13 protein-coding genes are annotated in these 18,648 nt (G+C 70.5%); 7 read left to right on the top strand and 6 right to left on the bottom strand.

Features of this window, described 5'->3' with window-relative positions; genetic code table 11:
- Positions 1 to 51: 51 nt before the first annotated feature.
- The 4 genes from SLW52_RS17325 to SLW52_RS17310 form a co-directional block, all read right to left on the bottom strand.
- Entirely contained in the window at positions 52 to 366 is a 315-nt protein-coding gene (locus SLW52_RS17325; RefSeq protein WP_017908811.1) for an EthD family reductase, read from the bottom strand.
- Between the two features lie 272 nt (positions 367 to 638).
- Positions 639 to 2,147 (bottom strand): CoA-acylating methylmalonate-semialdehyde dehydrogenase, encoded by a 1,509-nt coding sequence (locus SLW52_RS17320; protein ID WP_320740824.1) that lies wholly within the window; start codon positions 2,145 to 2,147, stop codon positions 639 to 641.
- A gap of 26 nt (positions 2,148 to 2,173) precedes the next feature.
- Positions 2,174 to 3,286: an alanine dehydrogenase gene (gene ald, locus SLW52_RS17315; protein WP_017912338.1), complete on the bottom strand. Its 1,113-nt coding sequence runs from the start codon at positions 3,284 to 3,286 to the stop codon at positions 2,174 to 2,176.
- A gap of 64 nt (positions 3,287 to 3,350) precedes the next feature.
- Positions 3,351 to 4,727, bottom strand: a complete 1,377-nt coding sequence (locus tag SLW52_RS17310) for an aspartate aminotransferase family protein (RefSeq protein ID WP_295917311.1) — start codon at positions 4,725 to 4,727, stop codon at positions 3,351 to 3,353.
- Between the two features lie 197 nt (positions 4,728 to 4,924).
- Here SLW52_RS17310 and SLW52_RS17305 point away from each other — a divergent pair, with 197 nt between their 5' ends.
- On the top strand, positions 4,925 to 5,473 hold the full coding sequence (locus SLW52_RS17305; protein ID WP_295941714.1) for a cupin domain-containing protein: 549 nt from the start codon (positions 4,925 to 4,927) through the stop codon (positions 5,471 to 5,473).
- Positions 5,474 to 5,543: 70 nt separating this feature from the next.
- Positions 5,544 to 7,046 (top strand): aldehyde dehydrogenase, encoded by a 1,503-nt coding sequence (locus SLW52_RS17300; protein ID WP_320740823.1) that lies wholly within the window; start codon positions 5,544 to 5,546, stop codon positions 7,044 to 7,046.
- A 161-nt stretch (positions 7,047 to 7,207) separates the two neighbouring features.
- Here SLW52_RS17300 and SLW52_RS17295 read toward each other — a convergent pair whose 3' ends face one another.
- Entirely contained in the window at positions 7,208 to 7,705 is a 498-nt protein-coding gene (locus SLW52_RS17295) for a DUF1203 domain-containing protein (protein WP_295967647.1), read from the bottom strand.
- Between the two features lie 170 nt (positions 7,706 to 7,875).
- Positions 7,876 to 8,469 (bottom strand): hypothetical protein, encoded by a 594-nt coding sequence (locus tag SLW52_RS17290; protein ID WP_295967645.1) that lies wholly within the window; start codon positions 8,467 to 8,469, stop codon positions 7,876 to 7,878.
- Positions 8,470 to 9,092: 623 nt separating this feature from the next.
- Between SLW52_RS17290 and fdhD the strand changes: the two genes are divergently transcribed.
- The 5 genes from fdhD to SLW52_RS17265 all read left to right on the top strand — a co-directional run bounded on the left by fdhD (position 9,093) and on the right by SLW52_RS17265 (position 18,568).
- The gene (gene fdhD, locus SLW52_RS17285) at positions 9,093 to 9,932 is read left to right on the top strand and encodes a formate dehydrogenase accessory sulfurtransferase FdhD (protein WP_295951690.1); all 840 of its coding nucleotides are present in this window, start codon (positions 9,093 to 9,095) and stop codon (positions 9,930 to 9,932) included.
- A complete protein-coding gene (locus tag SLW52_RS17280) occupies positions 9,929 to 12,277 on the top strand; it encodes an FdhF/YdeP family oxidoreductase (RefSeq protein WP_320740822.1) in 2,349 nt (782 codons plus the stop codon). Before fdhD ends, SLW52_RS17280 begins: the two co-directional genes overlap by 4 nt.
- Positions 12,267 to 12,533 carry a hypothetical protein gene (locus SLW52_RS17275; protein ID WP_152181761.1) on the top strand — a complete coding sequence of 89 codons (267 nt, stop codon included), beginning with the start codon at positions 12,267 to 12,269 and terminating at the stop codon, positions 12,531 to 12,533. Before SLW52_RS17280 ends, SLW52_RS17275 begins: the two co-directional genes overlap by 11 nt.
- A gap of 243 nt (positions 12,534 to 12,776) precedes the next feature.
- A complete protein-coding gene (locus SLW52_RS17270) occupies positions 12,777 to 17,636 on the top strand; it encodes a PAS domain S-box protein (RefSeq protein ID WP_320740821.1) in 4,860 nt (1,619 codons plus the stop codon).
- Entirely contained in the window at positions 17,633 to 18,568 is a 936-nt protein-coding gene (locus SLW52_RS17265; RefSeq protein ID WP_320740820.1) for a diguanylate cyclase, read from the top strand. The genes SLW52_RS17270 and SLW52_RS17265 overlap by 4 nt, the downstream gene beginning before the upstream one ends.
- Positions 18,569 to 18,648 lie beyond the last annotated feature (80 nt).

Below are 18,648 nucleotides of genomic sequence, written 5' to 3'. Positions count from 1 at the left end.
CTGTCCGAATCCCTACTCCCGAATCCCCAATCCCGGCTCGCGCAGCGAGCCTTACCCCACCACCACCTCACTGATCTGCATCACCGGCGTCAGGTCGGTGTAGTTCTTGATGTCGCCGAGGATCTCCTCCGCATGCGGGCCGAAGCCGGCCTGGAAGGCCTCCACCGACTCGCTGAAGATGTGGCACATGCCGACGTAGGTCGGGTCGCTGCCGGGGGTGCCGCCGGACAGGCCCTTGTCCACGGTGTAGCGCAGGCAGGCGGCGCCCATGCGCGCCTGCAGCAGCGGCATGTGCGTGTCGCGGTAGTAGGCATGGTCGAAACGGGCGCCTGGCGTGTACGGGTACATCACGCTGACCTTGATCATGGAGCGGCTCCTGTGGCGGCGGTGGGTCCCGGCCGGGCGCCGGGTGGCGCAAGGCTACACCCGGGCATGGTCGGCGCGTGTTGCGCTGCGGCGAGCCAAGCGCTTGGCGCTTGGCGCTTGGCCGGGAATGGGGAGTCGGGAATGGGGAATGGCAACAGCAACAGCAACAGCAACAGCAACAGCAACAGCAACAGCAAGGGATGCGCCTGCCCGTTGACCGGTGCGCGCCGCGATGCTTTTGCGATTCCCTATTCCCGATTCTCCATTCCCCTCTACCGCATCGTCGGCATCGCGAACTCGGCGCCGGCCGCGGCCTCGGGCCAGCGCGCGGTGACGGTCTTGAGCCGGGTGTAGAAGCGCACCCCGTCCGGGCCGTGCACATGCAGCGGACCGAACAGCGAGCGCTTCCAGCCGCCGAAGCTGTGGAAGGCCATCGGCACCGGGATCGGTACGTTGATGCCGACCATGCCGGCCTGCACCTGCCGCGCGAACGCACGCGCGGCGCCGCCGTCGCGGGTGAACACCGCCGCGCCGTTGCCGTAGTCGTGGTCGGCGATCAGGCGCAGCGCGGCGGCGGCGTCGGCCACCCGCACCACGCACAGCACCGGGCCGAAGATCTCTTCGCGGTAGATGCGCATGTCGCTGCGCACGTGGTCGAACAGGCTGCCGCCGAGGAAGAAGCCGTCCGGGTGGTCGGCCGCGCTCGCCGGGCGGCCGTCGACAACCAGTCGTGCGCCCTCGGCCACGCCGCTGTGGATGTAGCCGAGCACGCGCTCGCGGTGCGCGGCGCTGACCAGCGGGCCCATGTCCGGCTCGTCGCGGCCGGCGTCGGCCTGGCCCGCGCCCAGGTGCAGCGCGGCCACGCGCGGCGCCAGTCTGGCCACCAGCGCATCGGCCAGCGCGTCGCCCACGCACACCGCCACCGAGATCGCCATGCAACGTTCGCCGGCCGAGCCGTAGCCGGCCCCGAGCAGGGCGTCGGCGACATCGTTCAGGTCGGCATCCGGCAGCACCACCAGGTGATTCTTGGCCCCGCCCAGCGCCTGCACTCGCTTGCCCAGCGCACTGCCGCGCGCGTACAGGTCGGCGGCCACCGCGGTGGAGCCGACGAAGCTCAGCGCCTGCACCTGCGGGTGCGCCAGCAGTGCGTCCACCGCCGGTTTGGCGCCGTGCACCACGTTGCACACGCCGGCCGGCAATCCGGCCTCGTGCAGCCATTCGGCCAGGAGCAGCGACGCCGAGGGTGCGTGTTCGGAGGGCTTGAGCACGAAGCTGTTGCCGCAGGCCAATGCCACCGGCAGCATCCACAGCGGCACCATCGCCGGGAAGTTGAACGGGGTGACGCCGGCCACCACGCCCAGCGGCGCGTATTCGCTCCAGGCGTCCACGCCGCGACCGACGTCGTGCGAATGCTCGCCCTTGAGCAGGTGCGGGATGCCGCAGGCGAACTCCACCACCTCCATGCCGCGGACCACTTCGCCGCGCGCGTCGGTCACGGTCTTGCCGTGCTCGGCGCTGATGCAGCGTGCCAGTGCATCAGCATTGCGTTCCAGCAGCTCGCGGAAACGGAACAGCACCCGCGCGCGCTGCAGCGGCGGCGTCGCCGCCCAGCCGGGGAAGGCGGCACTGGCGGCGTGCACCGCCATCTCCACCGCATGCGCGGCGCCCAGCGGCACGTGGCGCTGGACGGCGCCTGTGGCCGGGTCGAAGACCTCGGCGTGCTCGTCGCCGCGGAAGGCGACGGGCTGGTCGTCGATGTAGTGGGACAGGGTGTCGCGCATCGTGCTCGATCCTCGGATGGACAGCGTCAGCCCAGCGCGTCCAGCGGCCGCACGAACTCCTGGCCCAGCGCCTGCGCCACCGCGCGGTGGGTGAGCTTGCCGGCGTGCACGTTGAGGCCGTTGCGCAGGTCCTGGTCGTCGCGCAGCGCCTGCAGCCCGTGTTCGGCCAGCAGCAGCACGAACGGCAGGGTGGCGTTGGTCAGGGCGAAGGTGGAGGTGCGGGCGACGCCGCCGGGCATGTTGGCCACGCAGTAATGCACGATGCCGTCGACCTCGTAGGTCGGCTGCTGGTGCGTGGTCGGGTGGCTGGTCTCGAAGCAGCCGCCCTGGTCGATCGCCACGTCCACCAGCACCGAGCCGGGCCGCAGCAGCGCCAGTTGCTCGCGCGACACCAGCTTGGGCGCGGCGGCGCCGGGGATCAGCACCGCACCGATCACCAGGTCGGTGTGCGGCAGGCACTGCTCGATCGCATCGCGGGTGGAGTACAGCGTGGTCAGTTGCTGGCCGTAGAGTTCGTCCAGGTACTTGAGCCGCTCCAGCGAGCGGTCCAGCACGGTCACCCGCGCGTGCAGGCCCATCGCCATGCGTGCGGCGTTGATGCCGACCACGCCGCCGCCGATCACCAGCACCTGCGCCGGCTTGACCCCGGGCACGCCGCCGAGCAGCACGCCCGAGCCGCCCTGCGCCTTCTCCAGCGCATGCGCGCCTGCCTGAATCGCCATGCGCCCGGCGACCTCGCTCATCGGCGCCAGCAGCGGCAGGCCGCCGTGGCCGTCGGTGACGGTCTCGTAGGCGATGGCGGTGCAGCCGGAGCGCTGCAGTGCCGCGGCCTGCTGCGGATCCGGCGCCAGGTGCAGATAGGTGAACAGCAGTTGCCCGGGGCGCAGCATCGCGCATTCCTCCGGCTGCGGCTCCTTGACCTTGACGATCATCTCGGCCTGCGCGAACACGCTGGCCGCATCCTCGGCGATGCGTGCGCCGGCGCGCTCGTACTCGGCATCGGTCAGGCCGATGGACTGGCCGCCGCCGCGCTGCACCAGCACCTGGTGGCCGTGCAGCACCAGTTCGCGCACTCCGGACGGGGTCAGCCCGATCCGGTACTCGTGGTTCTTGATCTCTTTCGGAACGCCGACCAGCATGAGCGGTTCTCCAGGCAGACGCAGCGCGTGGGGAGCGCGGGCGGTGGGTTGGGTGAGGGAGGGGTCAGGGCGTGCTGCGGATCATGTCCGCCAGCACCGCGAAGATGCGCTCGATGTGCGTGGCCTCCACGATCAGCGGCGGCGACAGCGCGATGGTGTCGCCGGTGACGCGGATCAGCAGGTCGCCTTCATGGAAGCAGCGCTCGAAGATTTCGTAGGCGCGCGCGCCGGGCGCGCCCTTGCGCGGCGCCAGTTCGATCGCGCCGATCAGGCCGAAGTTGCGGATGTCGATGACGTGCGGCAGGTCGCGCAGCCGATGGATCGCCTCCTCCCACACCGGACCCAGCTCGATCGCCTTGTCGAACAACTGTTCCTCGGCATAGGTATCCAGCGTCGCCAGCGCGGCGGCGCAGGCCAGCGGATGGCCGGAGTAGGTGTAGCCGTGGAACAGGTCGATGGCGTTGGCCGGACCGTGCGCGAACGCCTCGTGGATGGCGTGGGACACGAACACCGCGCCCATCGGCACGCAGCCGTTGGTCAGGCCCTTGGCGGTGGTGATCATGTCCGGGGTCACCCCGAAGCGCTGCGCGGCGAAGGCGTGGCCGACGCGCCCGTAGCCGGTGATGACCTCGTCGAAGATCAGCAGGATGCCGTGCTTGTCGCACAGTTCGCGGATGCGCTGCAGGTAGCCGTGCGGCGGCAGCACCACCCCGGCCGAGCCGGAGATGGGTTCGATGATCACCGCGGCGATGGTGGAGGCGTCGTGCAGCGTCACCAGCCGCTCCAGGTCCTCGGCCAGTTCCGCGCCATGGGTCGGCAGGCCGCGCGAGAACGCATTGCGCTCCAGGTCGAGCGTGTGCCGCAGATGGTCCACGCCCGGCAGCAGCTGGCCGAACGCCTTGCGGTTGTTCGGCAGGCCGCCGACCGAAATGCCGCCGAAGCCGACGCCGTGGTAGCCCTTCTCGCGGCCGATGAAGCGCGTGCGCTGGCCCTCGCCGCGGGCGCGGTGGTAGGCGAGTGCGATCTTCAGCGCGGTGTCCACCGACTCGGAGCCGGAGTTGGTGTAGAACACGTGGTCCAGGCCCGGCGGCGCCAGTTCCACCAGCCGCTCGGCCAGCACGAACGGCAACGGCGAGCCCATCTGGAAGGTCGGCGCGAAATCCAGCGTGGCGATCTGCCGTGCCACCGCCTCGACGATGCGCGGCCGCGCGTGGCCGGCGTTGCAGCACCATAGGCCGGCGGTGCCGTCGAGGATCTGGCGCCCGTCCACGCTGCGATAGTGCATGCCCTCGGCCGAGGCCAGCAGCCGCGGGCGCGCCTTGAACTGGCGGTTGGCGGTGAACGGCATCCAGAACGCCTCCAGCGTGTCCGGCGCGCGGGTGGCCTGCGCGGCGTAATGGTCGGACAGCGCCTGGGACGAGAGGGGCGGCTGAGGGCGCATCGCAGGCTCCACGCGAGGGATGTTGAAAAAACTTTACACCATGCCGCTGCGCCGGGTGTGACCCGTGGTGTCGCAATTCGCGCGAATCGGGCGGGCTTTTCCTGGTTGCGCCGCAACACGGGCGCGTCGCGCGAAATTGACCGTCCGAGGCGGGTGTGTAAAGTATCCGGCAACACCGCCACCGGCGTTCCCCTGCGATGGATATCGGCGCCCGCCTGCATCGGGTTCGCACCGCCCACGGCCTGAGCCAGCGCGAGCTGGCCAAGCGGGTGGGCGTGACCAACAGCACCATCTCGCTGATCGAGCAGAACAAGGTCAGCCCATCGGTCAGTTCGCTGAAGAAAGTGCTGGACGGCATCCCGATCTCGCTGGCCGAATTCTTCACCCAGGACCTGGACGCCGGCACGGCCGATGCGCCGTTCTACCGCGCCGACGAACTGCCCGACGTCGGCAGCGACGGCATCCACTACTACCTGGTCGGCCGGCATCGCCCGCAGCGGCAGATGTGCATCCTGCGCGAGGTGATGCCGCCGGGCAGCGACACCGGCAGCGCGATGCTGGTGCACGACGGCGAAGAGGGCGGGGTGGTGGTGGCCGGCGAGGTGGAGATCACCGTCGGCAGCCAGGTGCGGGTGCTGCGCGCGGGCGAGGGCTACTATTTCGAAAGCCGGGTGCCGCACCGGTTCCGCAACGTCGGCCGCGAGACCGCGGTGCTGGTCAGCGCCAATACGCCGGCCACATTCTGAGCCGCATGCGCGCCGCGTCGCCGCCGGCCGTCGCGTGCTTCCGATCCTTCCGCCGCAGCAGGAGTTCCCGATGACCGCACCCCGCACCCGCGACGCCTGGCAGGCGCTGGCCGACACGCTGCGTCCGCGGACCCAGGCCTTCATCGACGGCCGCTACGTCGACGCCGCCAGTGGCAAGACCTTCGACTGCATCAGCCCGATCGACGGCCGCCTGCTCGGCCGCGTGGCCGAGGGCGAGGCCGCGGACATCGATCGCGCGGTGGCCGCGGCGCGGCGCAGCTTCGAGGCCGGGCACTGGTCGCAGGTCAAGCCGGCGCAGCGCAAGAAGACCCTGCTGGCGCTGGCCCAACTGGTCGAACGCCATGCCGACGAACTGGCCTTGCTGGAGTCGCTGGACATGGGCAAGCCGGTGCGCGATGCGCGCCGGGTCGACCTGGCGGCGACGGTGCGTTGCCTGTCCTGGACCGCCGAAGCGGTGGACAAGCTCTACGGCGAAGTGGCGCCGACCGGACAGGACGAACTGGGCCTGATCACCCGCGAGCCGCTGGGTGTGGTCGGCGCGATCGTGCCGTGGAATTTCCCGCTGCTGATGGCCGCGTGGAAGATCGCCCCGGCGCTGGCCGCCGGCAATTCGGTGGTACTGAAACCGTCGGAGAAATCGCCGCTGAGCGTGTTGCGGCTGGCCGAACTGGTCGCCGAGGCGGGCATTCCCGACGGCGTATTCAACGTGGTGCCGGGCTTCGGCAAGGGGGCCGGCGAGCCGCTGGCGCTGCACATGGACGTGGACGGGCTGGTGTTCACCGGCTCCACCGCGGTCGGCCGGCGCCTGCTGCAGTGCGCCGGGTTGTCGAACATGAAACGCGCGTACATGGAATGCGGCGGCAAGAGCCCGAACCTGGTGTTCGCCGATGCGCCGGACCTGGAACAGGCGGCGCAGGCTGCCGCCGCGGCGATCTTCTACAACCAGGGCGAGGTCTGCACCGCCGCCTCGCGGCTGCTGGTGGAGCGTTCGATCAAAGATGCCTTCGTCGAGCGCGTGGTCGCCGCCGGCCGCGCGCTGCAGCCGCGGCATCCGTTCGACGACGACGCGGCGATGGGCGCGCTGGTGGACGAGACCCAGACCCACCGCGTGCTCGACTACATCGCCCGCGGCAACGCCGAAGGCGCGCGCCTGCTGCTCGGCGGCAAGCGCGTGGAAGTGGTGCCCGGCGGCTGCTACGTGGAGCCGACCATCTTCGACGAGGTCGGCCACGAACACACCATCGCCCGCGAGGAGATCTTCGGCCCGGTACTGTCGGTGATCGCCTTCGACGACGAGACGCACGCCCTGCGCATGGCCAACGACAGCGACTACGGCCTGGCGGCGGGCGTGTGGACCCGCGACATCGGCCGCGCGCACCGCGTGGCGCGCAAGCTGCGCGCCGGCAGCGTGTGGGTGAACTACTGGGATGGCGGCGACATGACCGCCCCGTTCGGCGGCTACAAGCAATCTGGCAACGGCCGCGACAAGTCGCTGCACGCCTTCGACAAGTACACGGAGATGAAGGCGACCTGGATCAAGCTGGGTGAGTAGCGGGGATTCGGGATTGGGGATTCGGGATTGGTGAAAAGCGGGGTTGCGGCTGCGGATGTCGTAGGAACGGCTTCAGCGGCGATGGGCGTTTCCGGTAGTGCTCATCGCGGCTGAAGCCGCTCCTGCAACGCCGGGGGCGTTCCAGGTCGCGGCGCAGCCACTCATCCCCGATCCCGACTCCCCAATCCCGGCTCCCGCTCCACCCGGCACGCGAAACAGCCCTGCCGCGCATGATGCAGGTGCAGGTAATGCACCTGCGGGTCGGCGAAGGCGCAGGCGATCGCGGTGGCGATGCGTTCGCCCGGCTGCACGTCGGCGGCGATCAGCATGTCGCCGGCGTCGTAACCGCGCAGCGAGATCAGGCGGCGGAAGATGGCATCGGGTACTTCGCCCGGCGCCGGTGTGGCGGTGGCGACGTGGCGGCGCACGTAGATCGGGCCGGCGGCGCGGTACGGGGTCTGCGCGGGTTGGTGCAGGTAGTGCAGCAACAGCAGTTCCTCGCCGGGCCGCGCGTCCTCCAGGCTGATCCGGCAGGGATAGCCGAGCGCGCTGTCGGCGCGGAGGCGCCGCGCGTGACGTGCCTGCATCTGTGCGTCGTCGAGGTCGAACAGCAGGGCAAACGCGGCGGCCGGCAGGCCGACGCAACGGAAGCTGGACATGGGCGCTCCAGGAACGGATGGAGCGCGCAGCCTGCCGCTCGCCGCGATTCCGCGCTGGCCGTATTCGGACCCGGCATTCGACCGGTGCCCGGTCCGGCATGCCCGCAGCGCCGGGCCGTGCGGCGCGTCTCGGTAGCAATGCCGTGCCGCCGCCGCGGCGCGTCCGCGCCTCAGCGCGGCAGGTAATCGGCGAAGGCGACCGGATGCTGCGGATCGGCCGACTGCACCTGGTCGCCGTCCTTGACCAGCGCCTCGGCGTCGGGCGAAGGATTGGGGTTCATCTCCCAGCGCTGCTGGATGCGCTTGTGGAACAGCCACTGCTTGCGCTGCGTGTCGTAGCGGAAGGTGATGAAGTCGGTCCAGTGCTGGCCGCAGGAAACCCCGTTCTGCACGGTGAAATAGCGACCCTTGGCGGCGAACGGTTCGTCGCCATCGGTGAACGGATCGCACTGGCCGCCCTCGTCGCGCTTGAGGATCACCCGGTCGTTGCGCGCCGCCAGCCGGTAGTGGCCGTCGGCCTGCTGCACGAAGATCAGCAGCGGCCGCGCCGGGGCCGGATCGCGCTGCGCCTCGCCGCGCTGCTGCAGCGCGACCAGGTAATCGGCGCGGCCGTCGCCATCGAGATCGGCCTGCAGCTGCGCCAGCGGCTGGTAGCCGGCCGGTACTTGGCGCAGCACATCGGCGGGCAGGTCGGCGGCGTTGGCGGTGTGGGTGCCGAGCAGCGCAAGGCCGGCGGCAAGGCAGAGGCGGAACGGGATGGGCATGGGACGGTTTCGCAAACGTGGGGCCGCCAGCCTACCCGACCGGCGGGTGATGGCGGCAGCGCGACGTAGCGGCGGTGTGCGTCGCCACGACGCGGCTTGCGCTGGGGCTTCTTGCAGCGCACAAGGAAAGGCGCCTGCCGCGCGCCGCGGCGCCGATCATAGCCGGGTGGGGGCGCGGCTGTTGAAAGGGGGGGCGGCATCCGTCGCGGGTCGCTGGGTGTGCCTGCGCGGGCGCTTGGAAACGGCAGCGTGCCCACGTGCGCGGGCGACCGTGTGGCTGGGCCAGGCGCTGGCCGGCGCTTCGGCCCGCACGTGCGTGGGTCGGGTTGGCAGGGCGTCACCCGCGCTGCCAGTGGCGATTGGCCTGCCGCCCTCACAGGTGTACAACACGACGCTGTAGCATCCTTGATAGGTAGCAAGGCGTGTCCGATTGGGCGCCCGCATGAAGCTGGTCGTGGGCTGACGCGGGGAGGCGGCAGCCGCGGAAGGCCTTCAGGCGTGCGGCACGGTCGCCGACGGCGGCCACCGCTGCCGCTGGTCCGGCCGAGCGACGGGAGTGCCCCGGCATCCCCGTCGCACGGCAGAATGCGTTCGTGCTGTTCCACTGAGTCCGGAGGGTCGCGATGTATTCGGGTGCGTCATCCAGGCCAGGTGCGGTCGCGCGCGGCGTGCGTCGCCACCGCGACGGGCGCACGGCCGTCGCCCAGGACCTGGTCGCGGCCGAGGTGCCGGTGGCGTTCGCCTACAACGACACGCCGTTCGTGGTGATGATGGCCACGCCGGAAGACCTGGAGGATTTCGCGCTGGGCTTCTCGCTCAGCGAGGGCATCGTCGCGGCGCCGGCGCAGTTGCGCATCGAGGCGGTGGAAACGTATCTGGAAGGCGTGTCGCTGCGCCTGCAGATTCCGCCGACGCAGGCGGCGGCCTTACAGGCGCGGCGCCGCAACCTGGACGGGCGCAGCGGCTGCGGCGTGTGCGGCAGCGAATCGCTGGAGGCGGTGTTGCGCGCGCCGCGGCCGGCGCCGGCCGGCACCCCGATCGCGCCCGCGGCGCTGGCCCAGGCCCTTCGCGCGCTGCGCGCGCAGCAGACCCTCAACGCGCTGACCGGCGCGACCCATGCCGCGGCCTGGGCCGATGCGCAGGGCGAGTTGCAGCTGATCCGCGAGGACGTCGGCCGCCACAACGCGCTGGACAAGCTGATCGGCGCGCTGGCCGGCGCCGGCCTCGACCCGGGCGCCGGCTTCGCGGTGGTCACCAGCCGTGCCAGCTACGAAATGGCGATGAAGGCCACGCAGGCCGGTATCCCGTTGCTGGCCGCCATTTCCGCGCCCACCGCGCTGGCCATCGCGCTCGCCGACAGCGCCGGCCTCACCCTGATCGGCTTCGCCCGCGATCACGATTACGTCGTCTACAGCCATCCGCAGCGCCTAGCGCACACAGAACCCGCCGGAGAGCCCGCATGAGCAAGAAGACCATCCAGCCCTACACGCAACCGGCCGGCGGTTGGGGGGCGTTGCGCGCGGTGGCCAAGCACCTGATGGAGCAGGACGTGGCGGTGCAGGGCGCCAAGACCCTGCTGCACGTCAACCAGCCCGACGGCTTCGACTGTCCCGGCTGCGCTTGGCCCGACCGCGACCACACCTCCACCTTCGAGTTCTGCGAGAACGGCGCCAAGGCGGTGGCCGCCGAATCCACCGCACGCCGCGCCACCCCCGAGCTGTTCGCCCAGCACAGCGTCGCGCAACTGGCCCGCTACAGCGACTACTGGCTGGAAGGGCAGGGCCGGCTGACCCAGCCGCTGCGCTACGACGCCGACACCGACCACTACGTGCCGATCGACTGGGACGACGCGTTCGCGCTGATCGCCCGGCACCTCAATGGCCTGGCCTCGCCGAACGAGGCGATCTTCTACACCTCCGGCCGCACCAGCAACGAGGCCGCGTTCCTGTACCAGCTGTTCGTGCGCGAGTTCGGCACCAACAACTTCCCGGACTGCTCCAACATGTGCCACGAGCCGTCCGGCACCGCGCTCAAGGCGCAGATCGGGGTCGGCAAGGGCACCGTGTCGCTGCAGGATTTCGAACTGGCCGATGCGATCTTCATCTTCGGCCAGAACCCCGGCACCAACCATCCGCGCATGCTCGGCGAACTGCGCCAGGCGGCCAAGCGCGGCGCGGCGATCGTCTCGTTCAACCCACTGCGCGAACGCGGCCTGGAGAAGTTCGCCGATCCGCAGGACAAGCTGCAGATGCTGCACAACGGCTCCACGCGCATCTCCTCGGACTATTTCCAGCTCAAGATCGGCGGCGACCTGGCGGCGGTGAAGGGCATCATCAAGCACGTGCTGGAGCGCGACGCCGAGGCGGCCAGCGGCGGCCAGCCGCGGCTGCTGGACCTGGAGTTCATCGCGCGCCATACCGTCGGCTTCGAGGCCTTCGCCGCCGAGGTCGCGGCCGAGCCGTGGGACACCATCGTCGAGGAGTCCGGGCTGAGCGAGGCCGAACTGCGCAAGGCCGGCGAGATCTACCTCAAGGCCGAGCGGCTGATCGCCTGCTGGGGCATGGGCATCACCCAGCACAAGCATTCGGTGGCGACCATCCAGATGATCGCCAACCTGCTCCTGCTGCGCGGCCATCTCGGCCGTCCCGGCGCCGGCGCCTGCCCGGTGCGCGGCCACAGCAACGTGCAGGGCGACCGCACGATGATGATCTACGAGAAGCCGCCGGAGGCGTTCCTGGACCGGCTGCAGGCGGTGTTCGGCTTCGCCCCGCCGCGCGCGCCCGGTTACGACACGGTCGGTGCGATCGAGGCGATGGCCGACGGCCGCGCCAAGGTGTTCTTCGCCATGGGCGGCAATTTCGCCACCGCCACGCCCGATACCGACGCGACCCATCGCGCGCTGCGCCGCTGCGATCTCACCGTGCACGTCACCACCAAGCTCAACCGCAGCCACCTGGTGCACGGCCGCGATGCGCTGATCCTGCCATGCCTGGGTCGCACCGAGATCGACATCCAGGAGGGCGGGCCGCAGCACGTCAGCGTCGAGGATTCGATGAGCATGGTGCACCTGTCCGGCGGCATCAATCCGCCGGCCTCGCCGCAGTTGCTGTCCGAGCCGGCGATCGTGGCGCGGCTGGCCGAGGCCACGCTGGGGGCGCGCAGCGCGATACGCTGGCGCTGGCTGGTGGCCGACTACGACCGCATCCGCGACCTGATCGGGCAGATGTTCGACGACTTCGCCGACTTCAACGCGCGGGTGCGGGTGCCGGGCGGCTTCCGCCTGTCCAACGGCGCGCGCGACCGCGAATGGGACACGCCGGAGGGCCGCGCGGTGTTCAAGGTGCATGCGGTGCCCACCGACAATCCGATCCACCGCGCGCGCCGTCAGCACCCCGGGCAACTGGTGTTCACCCTGGCGACCACGCGCTCGCACGACCAGTACAACACCACCATCTACGGCCTGGACGACCGCTACCGCGGCGTGTTCGGCGAGCGCCGCGTGCTGTTCATCAACGCCGCCGACATCGCCGACCTGGGCATGCGCGCCGGCGACTGGGTGGACCTGCACAGCCTCTGCGAGGACGGCGTGCCGCGCCAGGCCAAGCGCTTCCTGCTGGTCGAGTACAACATCCCGCGCGGCTGCCTGGCGGCCTACTACCCGGAGACCAATGCGCTGGTGCCCTTGTCCAGCTTCGCAGACGAGGCGCGCACGCCGACCTCCAAATCGATTCCGGTGGTGGTCACCGCGCATCAGGCCGACGACGCCGCGGCGGCGCCGCGCGACATCGGTGTGGCGCTTGTCCGCTGATCCGCTGCTGACCGCGCGTCTGTTGCGACTGCTGGCCGAGGCGCCGGACGGCATGGCGCTGGCGCGTGTGTGCAAGCGCCTGGACGTTCGCATGAGCGTGCTGCTGCGCACGCTGGCCTGGCTGGGCGATGCCGAACTCGCCGGGCAGCCGGGGCCGGGCTGGGTGCGGGTGGAGCGTCGCGGTGAACGCGAGATCGCGGTGCTTGCCGAGGCGGGCCGAGCCGCTGCGCAGGCGGCGGGTGCTGTCTCGCCCTGAGTCCGGCGGTGGCCGTCGGGCCGGCCTGTGATGCGCACCACGGGATGCACCCAGCCTGCCAGCCCGTGGTGCATTTTTTCGCCGCGCCCGCGCCGCAGGCGGTCAAGTTTGCTTCCACCATGCCGATGAGGCGATCACGCATCGCGGGTGTCGCGTCGTGTTCGCCAGGGCAGGACACTGGCACTGCGACAACGCGTGCAGGGCCCGATCCACCGACACGGCGCTCCGGGGAGGGGCCTGAGGATGTCCAGGTTGTTGTTCAAGCGCAGTCCGTTCTATTGGTCGCTGGCGACGCTGCTGATCGGCGCGGCGCTCACCACCGCGGTGGCGCTGCAACTGCAACGGGCCAACGCGCGGCACACGCAAGCGCAACTGGACGCGAAAGCCCACATCGCCTTCGATCGCATCGAAGAGCTGCTGTCCAACTACGACCACGGCTTGCGCGGCATGCGCGGCATGATCGTCACCGCCGGCGACGAATTGCACAGCGATCAAGTGCTGCGCTACAGCCAGAGCCGCGATCTGCGCCGCGAGTTTCCGGGCGCGCGCGGCTTCGGCTTCATCCGCCGTGTCGCGGCGGCCGAGCAGGAACGCTTCGTCGCCACCGAACGCGCGCTGGGGCGTAAGGATTTCGATATCCGGCAATTGGCGCCGCACAGTGGCGACCGCTTCGTCATCCAGTACATCGAGCCGGTGGACAGCAACGCCGCGGCGCTGGGCCTGGACATCGCCTCGGAGTCTTCGCGCCGCGGCGCGGCAATGGCGGCGGCGCTGAGCGGCGAATCGCGTTTGACCGGGCCGATCACGCTGGTGCAGGCCGGCGCGCAACATGCGCAGTCGTTCCTGTTGTTGCTGCCGGTCTACCGCAGCGCCACCACGCCGCCAGCGGCGGCGCAACGCCTACGCGAACTGCGGGGCTGGACCTATGCGCCGCTGCTGATGCCGCAGGTGATGCAGGCGCTGGATCTGGATCCGCAGCGGATCGAATTGACGCTGAGCGACGAGAACGCGGATGCTGGCGCGACGCCGTTCTATCGCAATATGCCGCAGGCCACGCTCGCGCAGGCGCCGCGTGCCGAGTTGCGGCGCGACGTGATGGGGCGGCACTGGCGGATGGACATGGTCGCCAGCCCGGCCTTCGTCGCCGCCAGCGCGCGCTGGTCGGTGCACGCCGCGGTGCTGGGTGGCGCGCTGCTCAGCGTGCTGGCGTCGGCGCTGGCGTTCGCGCTGTGCAGCAATCACCTGCGGCGCCGGCAGATTGCCCGCGACCAGGCGAATCTGGTCGCGGTGGTGCAGAGCTCGGCCGACGGCATCATCGGCAAGACCCTGGAGGGTGTGGTCACCAGTTGGAACCGCGCTGCCGAACAGCTGTTCGGCTTCAGCGAGGCCGAGGCGGTGGGCCGGCGCCTGGGCGAGCTGATCGTGCCGCCGGAACTGATGCACGAGGAGGAGTCGGTACTGCGGCGGATCGGGCGCGGCGAGGACGTGCCGTATTTCGAGACCGTGCGCCGGCATGCCGATGGACGCATGATCGACGTGCTGGTCAGCGTCTCGCCGATCTACAACGCCCAAGGCCGGCCGATCGGCGCGTCCAAGACGGTGCGTGACATCTCCGAGCAGAAGGCGGTACGTGCGCAGATCCTGGCCCTGAACGCCACCCTGGAAAGCCAGGTGGCGGCGCGGACCGCCGAGTTGAGTCGCAGCACGGCGATGCTCGAAGGCGTGCTGAGCGCCGCCTCGGAAGTGGCGATCATCGCCACCGACCGCGACGGCACCATCACCCTGTTCAACACCGGCGCCGAGCGCCTGCTCGGCTACCGCCGCGAGGACGTGGTCGGCACGCTGACTCCCGCTGCGTTCCATCGGGCCGAGGAGGTGGCCGCCCGCGGCGCGATGCTGGCCGCCGAACTCGGGTATCCGGTGGAAGGCTTCCGCGTATTCGTGGAAAAGACCGAGCGCGATGGCGCCGACATCTGCGAGTGGACGTATGTGCGCCGCGACGGCACGACCCGCCAGGTGAGCCTGGTGGTCACGGCGATCCGCACCGCACAGGGCGAACTCTCCGGCTACCTGGGCATCGCCCTGGACATCAGCGAACGTCAGGCTGCCGAGCGCTCGCTGGCGCGCAGCATGGCCCTGACCCAGGCGATCCTGGACACGGCGGTCAATCCCATCATGACCTTCGATGCGCGCGGCAAGGTGCGCTCGGTCAATCGCGCCGGCGAGCGCGTGTTCGGGTACGGCGCCGAGGAGATCGTCGGTGAGGACGTGAGCCGGCTGATGCCCGAGGCGGCCTCCAGCCTGCACGCGGCGATGGCGGCCGACGTGCCGCCGATGGGCACGTGGCCGGAACGCGTCGACAGCGCCCACGAACTGCAGGCGCTGCGCAAGAACGGCGATGCGTTCGCGATCGAGATCAGCCTCGGCAGTATGTGGATGGACGGCGAATGCCTGGTGGTCGGTGTCATCGCCGACATCACCGAGCGCAATCGCCAGCGGCAGGCGCTGACCCGCGCGCACGACCAGCTGGCGATGGCCGCCGATGCCGCCGAACTCGGCATCTGGACCTGGACCCCGGGCGACGACGCGCTGGAATGCAACGAGCGCATGTACGACCTGTACGAGTGGCCCGCGGCCTTGCGCGAACGCGGCTTGCGTTATTCCGATTGGCGGGTGAAGGTGCACCCGGACGATATCGCCATATCCGAGGCCAGCCTGCAGGCTGCGATGGAGCGGGGGACGGTCTACGACCCGGTGTTCCGGGTGCAGCGCAGCGACGGCGGCCTGCGGCATATCCAGGCCGGCGCGCACACCGAACGCGACGCGCAGGGGCGGGTCACCCGGGTCATCGGCATCAACCGCGACATCAGCGCGCAACTGCAGGCCGAGCAGGATCTGCGCCAGGCCAAGGCGCGCGCGGACGAGGCCAGTCAGGCCAAATCCTCGTTCCTGGCCAACATGAGTCACGAGATCCGCACGCCGATGAACGCGGTGCTGGGCATGCTGCAACTGCTGCAGCGCACCGCGCTGGATGCGCGCCAGGACGACTACGTGGGCAAGGCGCAGAAGGCCGGCAAGTCGCTGCTGAGCCTGCTCAACGACATCCTCGACTACTCCAAGATCGAGGCCGGCAAGCTGCAGCTGGACCTGCATCCGTTCCGCATCGAGGAGTTGCTGCGCGACCTGGCGGTGGTGCTGGCCGGCAATCACCAGCGGCCGGAAGTGGAGATCGTGTACCAGCTCGACCGCGGTATCCCTGATCGCGTGATCGGCGATGCGCTGCGCCTGCAGCAGGTGCTGATCAACCTGGCCGGCAACGCGCTCAAGTTCACCGAGCACGGGCATGTGCGCATGCGCGTTGAACTGCTGCAGCGGCAGGCGCAGGCGGTGACCCTGCGGATGATCGTGGAGGACACCGGCATCGGCATCAGTGCCGAGCAGCAACAGCGCATCTTCCACAGCTTCACCCAGGCCGAGGCCTCGATCAGCCGCCGCTTCGGCGGCAGTGGCCTGGGCCTGGTGATCAGCCGGCGCCTGATCGGCATGATGGGCGGCGAGCTGCAGGTGCACAGCGTGCTCGGCGAGGGCAGCCGGTTCTGGTTCGATCTGCCGCTGATGCTGGATGCCAACGGCGAGGCGGCGGCTGGATGCGGCTGCGCGCGCCCGCGGCATGTGCTGGTGGTCGACGACAGTGCGCTGGTGCGCGAAGTGCTGATCGACGCGCTGGGCGCCTGCGGCTGGCAGGTGGAGGGCGTCGCCAGCGGCGAGGACGCGGTGGCGCGCGCGATCGCGGCCGAGCGCGAGGGCGCACGCTTCGACGCCGCGTTGATGGATTGGCGCCTGCCCGGCATCGACGGCGTCACCGCGGCGGCGCAACTGCGCGCGATGTGCGCCGCGCCGCCGTTGGTGCTGATGCTGACCGCCTACCAGAGCGAACTGCTGGGCCAGACGCAGCGCCACGTGTCGCCGCCGTTCGCCGATCACCTGGTCAAGCCGGTGACGCCGTGCCAGGTGATCGAAGCCCTGGAGCGGGCCTGGAGCGGGGGTGCCAGGATCGCTGCGCCAGTGCCGGTGTCGCAGTGCGTGGCGCGTCTGCCCGGGCTGCGCGTGCTGGTGGTCGAGGACAATGCGCTGAACCGGCAGGTGGCCGAGGAATTGCTGTGCGCCGAGGGCGCGCAGGTGGCGCTGGCCGAGGACGGCCTGTCGGGCGTGCAGTGCGTGCGCGACAGCGGCCAGGTCTTCGACGTGGTGGTGATGGACATGCAGATGCCGCGCGTGGATGGCCTGGAGGCGACCCGGCGCATCCGTGCCGACGCGCGTTTCGCGCGATTGCCGATCCTGGCGATGACCGCCAATGCGGCGCAGGACGACGTCGACGCCTGCCTGGCGGCGGGCATGGATGCGCATATCGGCAAGCCGATCGATCTGGAACAGATGGTGGAGGCGCTGCTGCGCCTGAGTGGCCGCACCGCCGCGCCGGCATCGGTGGCCCCGCAGCCGGCGCCGCCCGAGCCGGCGGCGCCGGCTGCGCTCGATGCGATCCTGGCGCGGTTCGGCAACAACGCCGGCCTTTTCGTGCGCATGCTGGACGCCTTCGCCGAGGAGCACCGCACGCTGCTGCAGCGGGTCGAGGCGGCCTTGCTGCATGGCGATGCCGGTGCCAGTGCCGATGCCGCACACGCTTTGAAAGGCAGCGCCGCGACGCTGGGCGCGGCCACCCTGGCGCAGGCCGCTGCCGTGGTGGAGCAGGACGCCCGCGGCGGACGCCTGCCCGACGTCGCGGCGACGCTGGCGGCGCTGCGCGCGGCGGCCGCGCAGGATCTGGAGGCGCTGCGCACCGCGGCCGCGCCGCTGCGCGCACCCGCGCCACCTGCCGGTATGGACGCCATGCCCGAAGACGCCCTGCTGCCGTGGTTGCGCGCGCTGGAGCCGCTGTTGCGCCAGTCCGACCTGGCCGCATTGACCCTGCTGGAGCAGGCCCCGCCGGCCATCGCCGGCGCCCAGGCCGGCGACGCGCTGCGCCTGCGCGAGCAGGTACAGACGCTGCGCTTCGACGACGCCCTGGTCACGTTGAACAACTTGTTGGAGACCACTTCCCGATGAGCGATTTCGCTGCCTACCGACGCCTCGCCCCGCAGGGACGGCGCCCGCGTGTGCTGATCGTGGACGACCAGCCGATCAACATCCACGCGCTGCACGAACTGCTGCGCGACGCCTGTGAGGTCAGCATGGCGCTGGATGGCGCGCGCGCCCTGGCCTTGTGCCAGCAGCAGCCGCCGGACCTGGTGCTGCTGGACGTGATGATGCCGGAACTGGACGGCCTGCAGGTCTGCCGCCGGCTCAAGGCCGACCCGGCGACCGCGGACATCCCGGTGGTGTTCGTCACCGGGCAGGATGCGCCGGAGGACGAGGTGGCCGCGCTGGAAGCCGGTGGCGCCGATTTCATCAGCAAGCCGGTGCAGCCGGTGGTGGTGCGGGCGCGGGTGCAGAACCATCTGATCATGAAACTGCAGAGCGACCTGCTGCGCGAGGTCGCGCTGCTGGATGGGCTGACCGGGGTGGCCAATCGCCGCCGTTTCGACGACGCCCTGGCCACGCACTGGCAGGCCTGCCTGCGCGAAGGCAGGCCCTGCGGGGCGCTGATGATCGACGTGGACTACTTCAAGCGCTACAACGATCACTATGGTCATCAGCTCGGCGATGGCTGCCTGCGCGCCGTCGCCCAGGCGCTGGCCGGTTGCGTGCTGCGCCCGCACGATCTGCTGGCCCGCTATGGCGGCGAGGAGTTCGTGGCGTTGCTGCCGGGCAGCGATGCCGACGGCGTGCGCGAAGTGGCGCAGCGCATGCTGCAGCGGGTCGCCGAGCTGCAGCTGGCGCACGCCGCCTCGCTGGTGGGGCCCTGCGTGAGCATCAGCCTGGGCGGCGCGGTGGCGGTCCCTCAGGCGGACGCCAGCGCCGCACAACTGCTGGCGCAAGCCGACGCGCAGTTGTATCTGGCCAAGCAGGGCGGGCGCGCGCGGGCCTGCGTGGGGTGATGCGCCGCGCCGGCGATCGTTGCCTGCGCAACCAAGCGCGTCGCCTCGGCGCCGATCTGCCAGAATCGGCCGATTGCCTG

Source organism: Xanthomonas sp. LF02-5, from assembly GCF_034105325.1.
Taxonomy (GTDB): domain Bacteria; phylum Pseudomonadota; class Gammaproteobacteria; order Xanthomonadales; family Xanthomonadaceae; genus Xanthomonas_A; species Xanthomonas_A sontii.
This window is presented reverse-complemented; position numbering and strand designations above follow the sequence as displayed.

Coding starts and splice junctions, on each gene's coding strand:
- SLW52_RS17270 (WP_320740821.1), top strand. CDS start 12,777: ATGTCCAGGTTGTTGTTCAAGCGCAGTCCGTTCTATTGGTCGCTGGCG.
- SLW52_RS17265 (WP_320740820.1), top strand. CDS start 17,633: ATGAGCGATTTCGCTGCCTACCGACGCCTCGCCCCGCAGGGACGGCGC.
- SLW52_RS17305 (WP_295941714.1), top strand. CDS start 4,925: ATGGATATCGGCGCCCGCCTGCATCGGGTTCGCACCGCCCACGGCCTG.
- SLW52_RS17320 (WP_320740824.1), bottom strand. CDS start 2,147: ATGCGCGACACCCTGTCCCACTACATCGACGACCAGCCCGTCGCCTTC.
- SLW52_RS17290 (WP_295967645.1), bottom strand. CDS start 8,469: ATGCCCATCCCGTTCCGCCTCTGCCTTGCCGCCGGCCTTGCGCTGCTC.
- ald (WP_017912338.1), bottom strand. CDS start 3,286: ATGCTGGTCGGCGTTCCGAAAGAGATCAAGAACCACGAGTACCGGATC.
- SLW52_RS17300 (WP_320740823.1), top strand. CDS start 5,544: ATGACCGCACCCCGCACCCGCGACGCCTGGCAGGCGCTGGCCGACACG.
- SLW52_RS17310 (WP_295917311.1), bottom strand. CDS start 4,727: ATGCGCCCTCAGCCGCCCCTCTCGTCCCAGGCGCTGTCCGACCATTAC.
- SLW52_RS17280 (WP_320740822.1), top strand. CDS start 9,929: ATGAGCAAGAAGACCATCCAGCCCTACACGCAACCGGCCGGCGGTTGG.
- SLW52_RS17295 (WP_295967647.1), bottom strand. CDS start 7,705: ATGTCCAGCTTCCGTTGCGTCGGCCTGCCGGCCGCCGCGTTTGCCCTG.
- SLW52_RS17325 (WP_017908811.1), bottom strand. CDS start 366: ATGATCAAGGTCAGCGTGATGTACCCGTACACGCCAGGCGCCCGTTTC.
- fdhD (WP_295951690.1), top strand. CDS start 9,093: ATGTATTCGGGTGCGTCATCCAGGCCAGGTGCGGTCGCGCGCGGCGTG.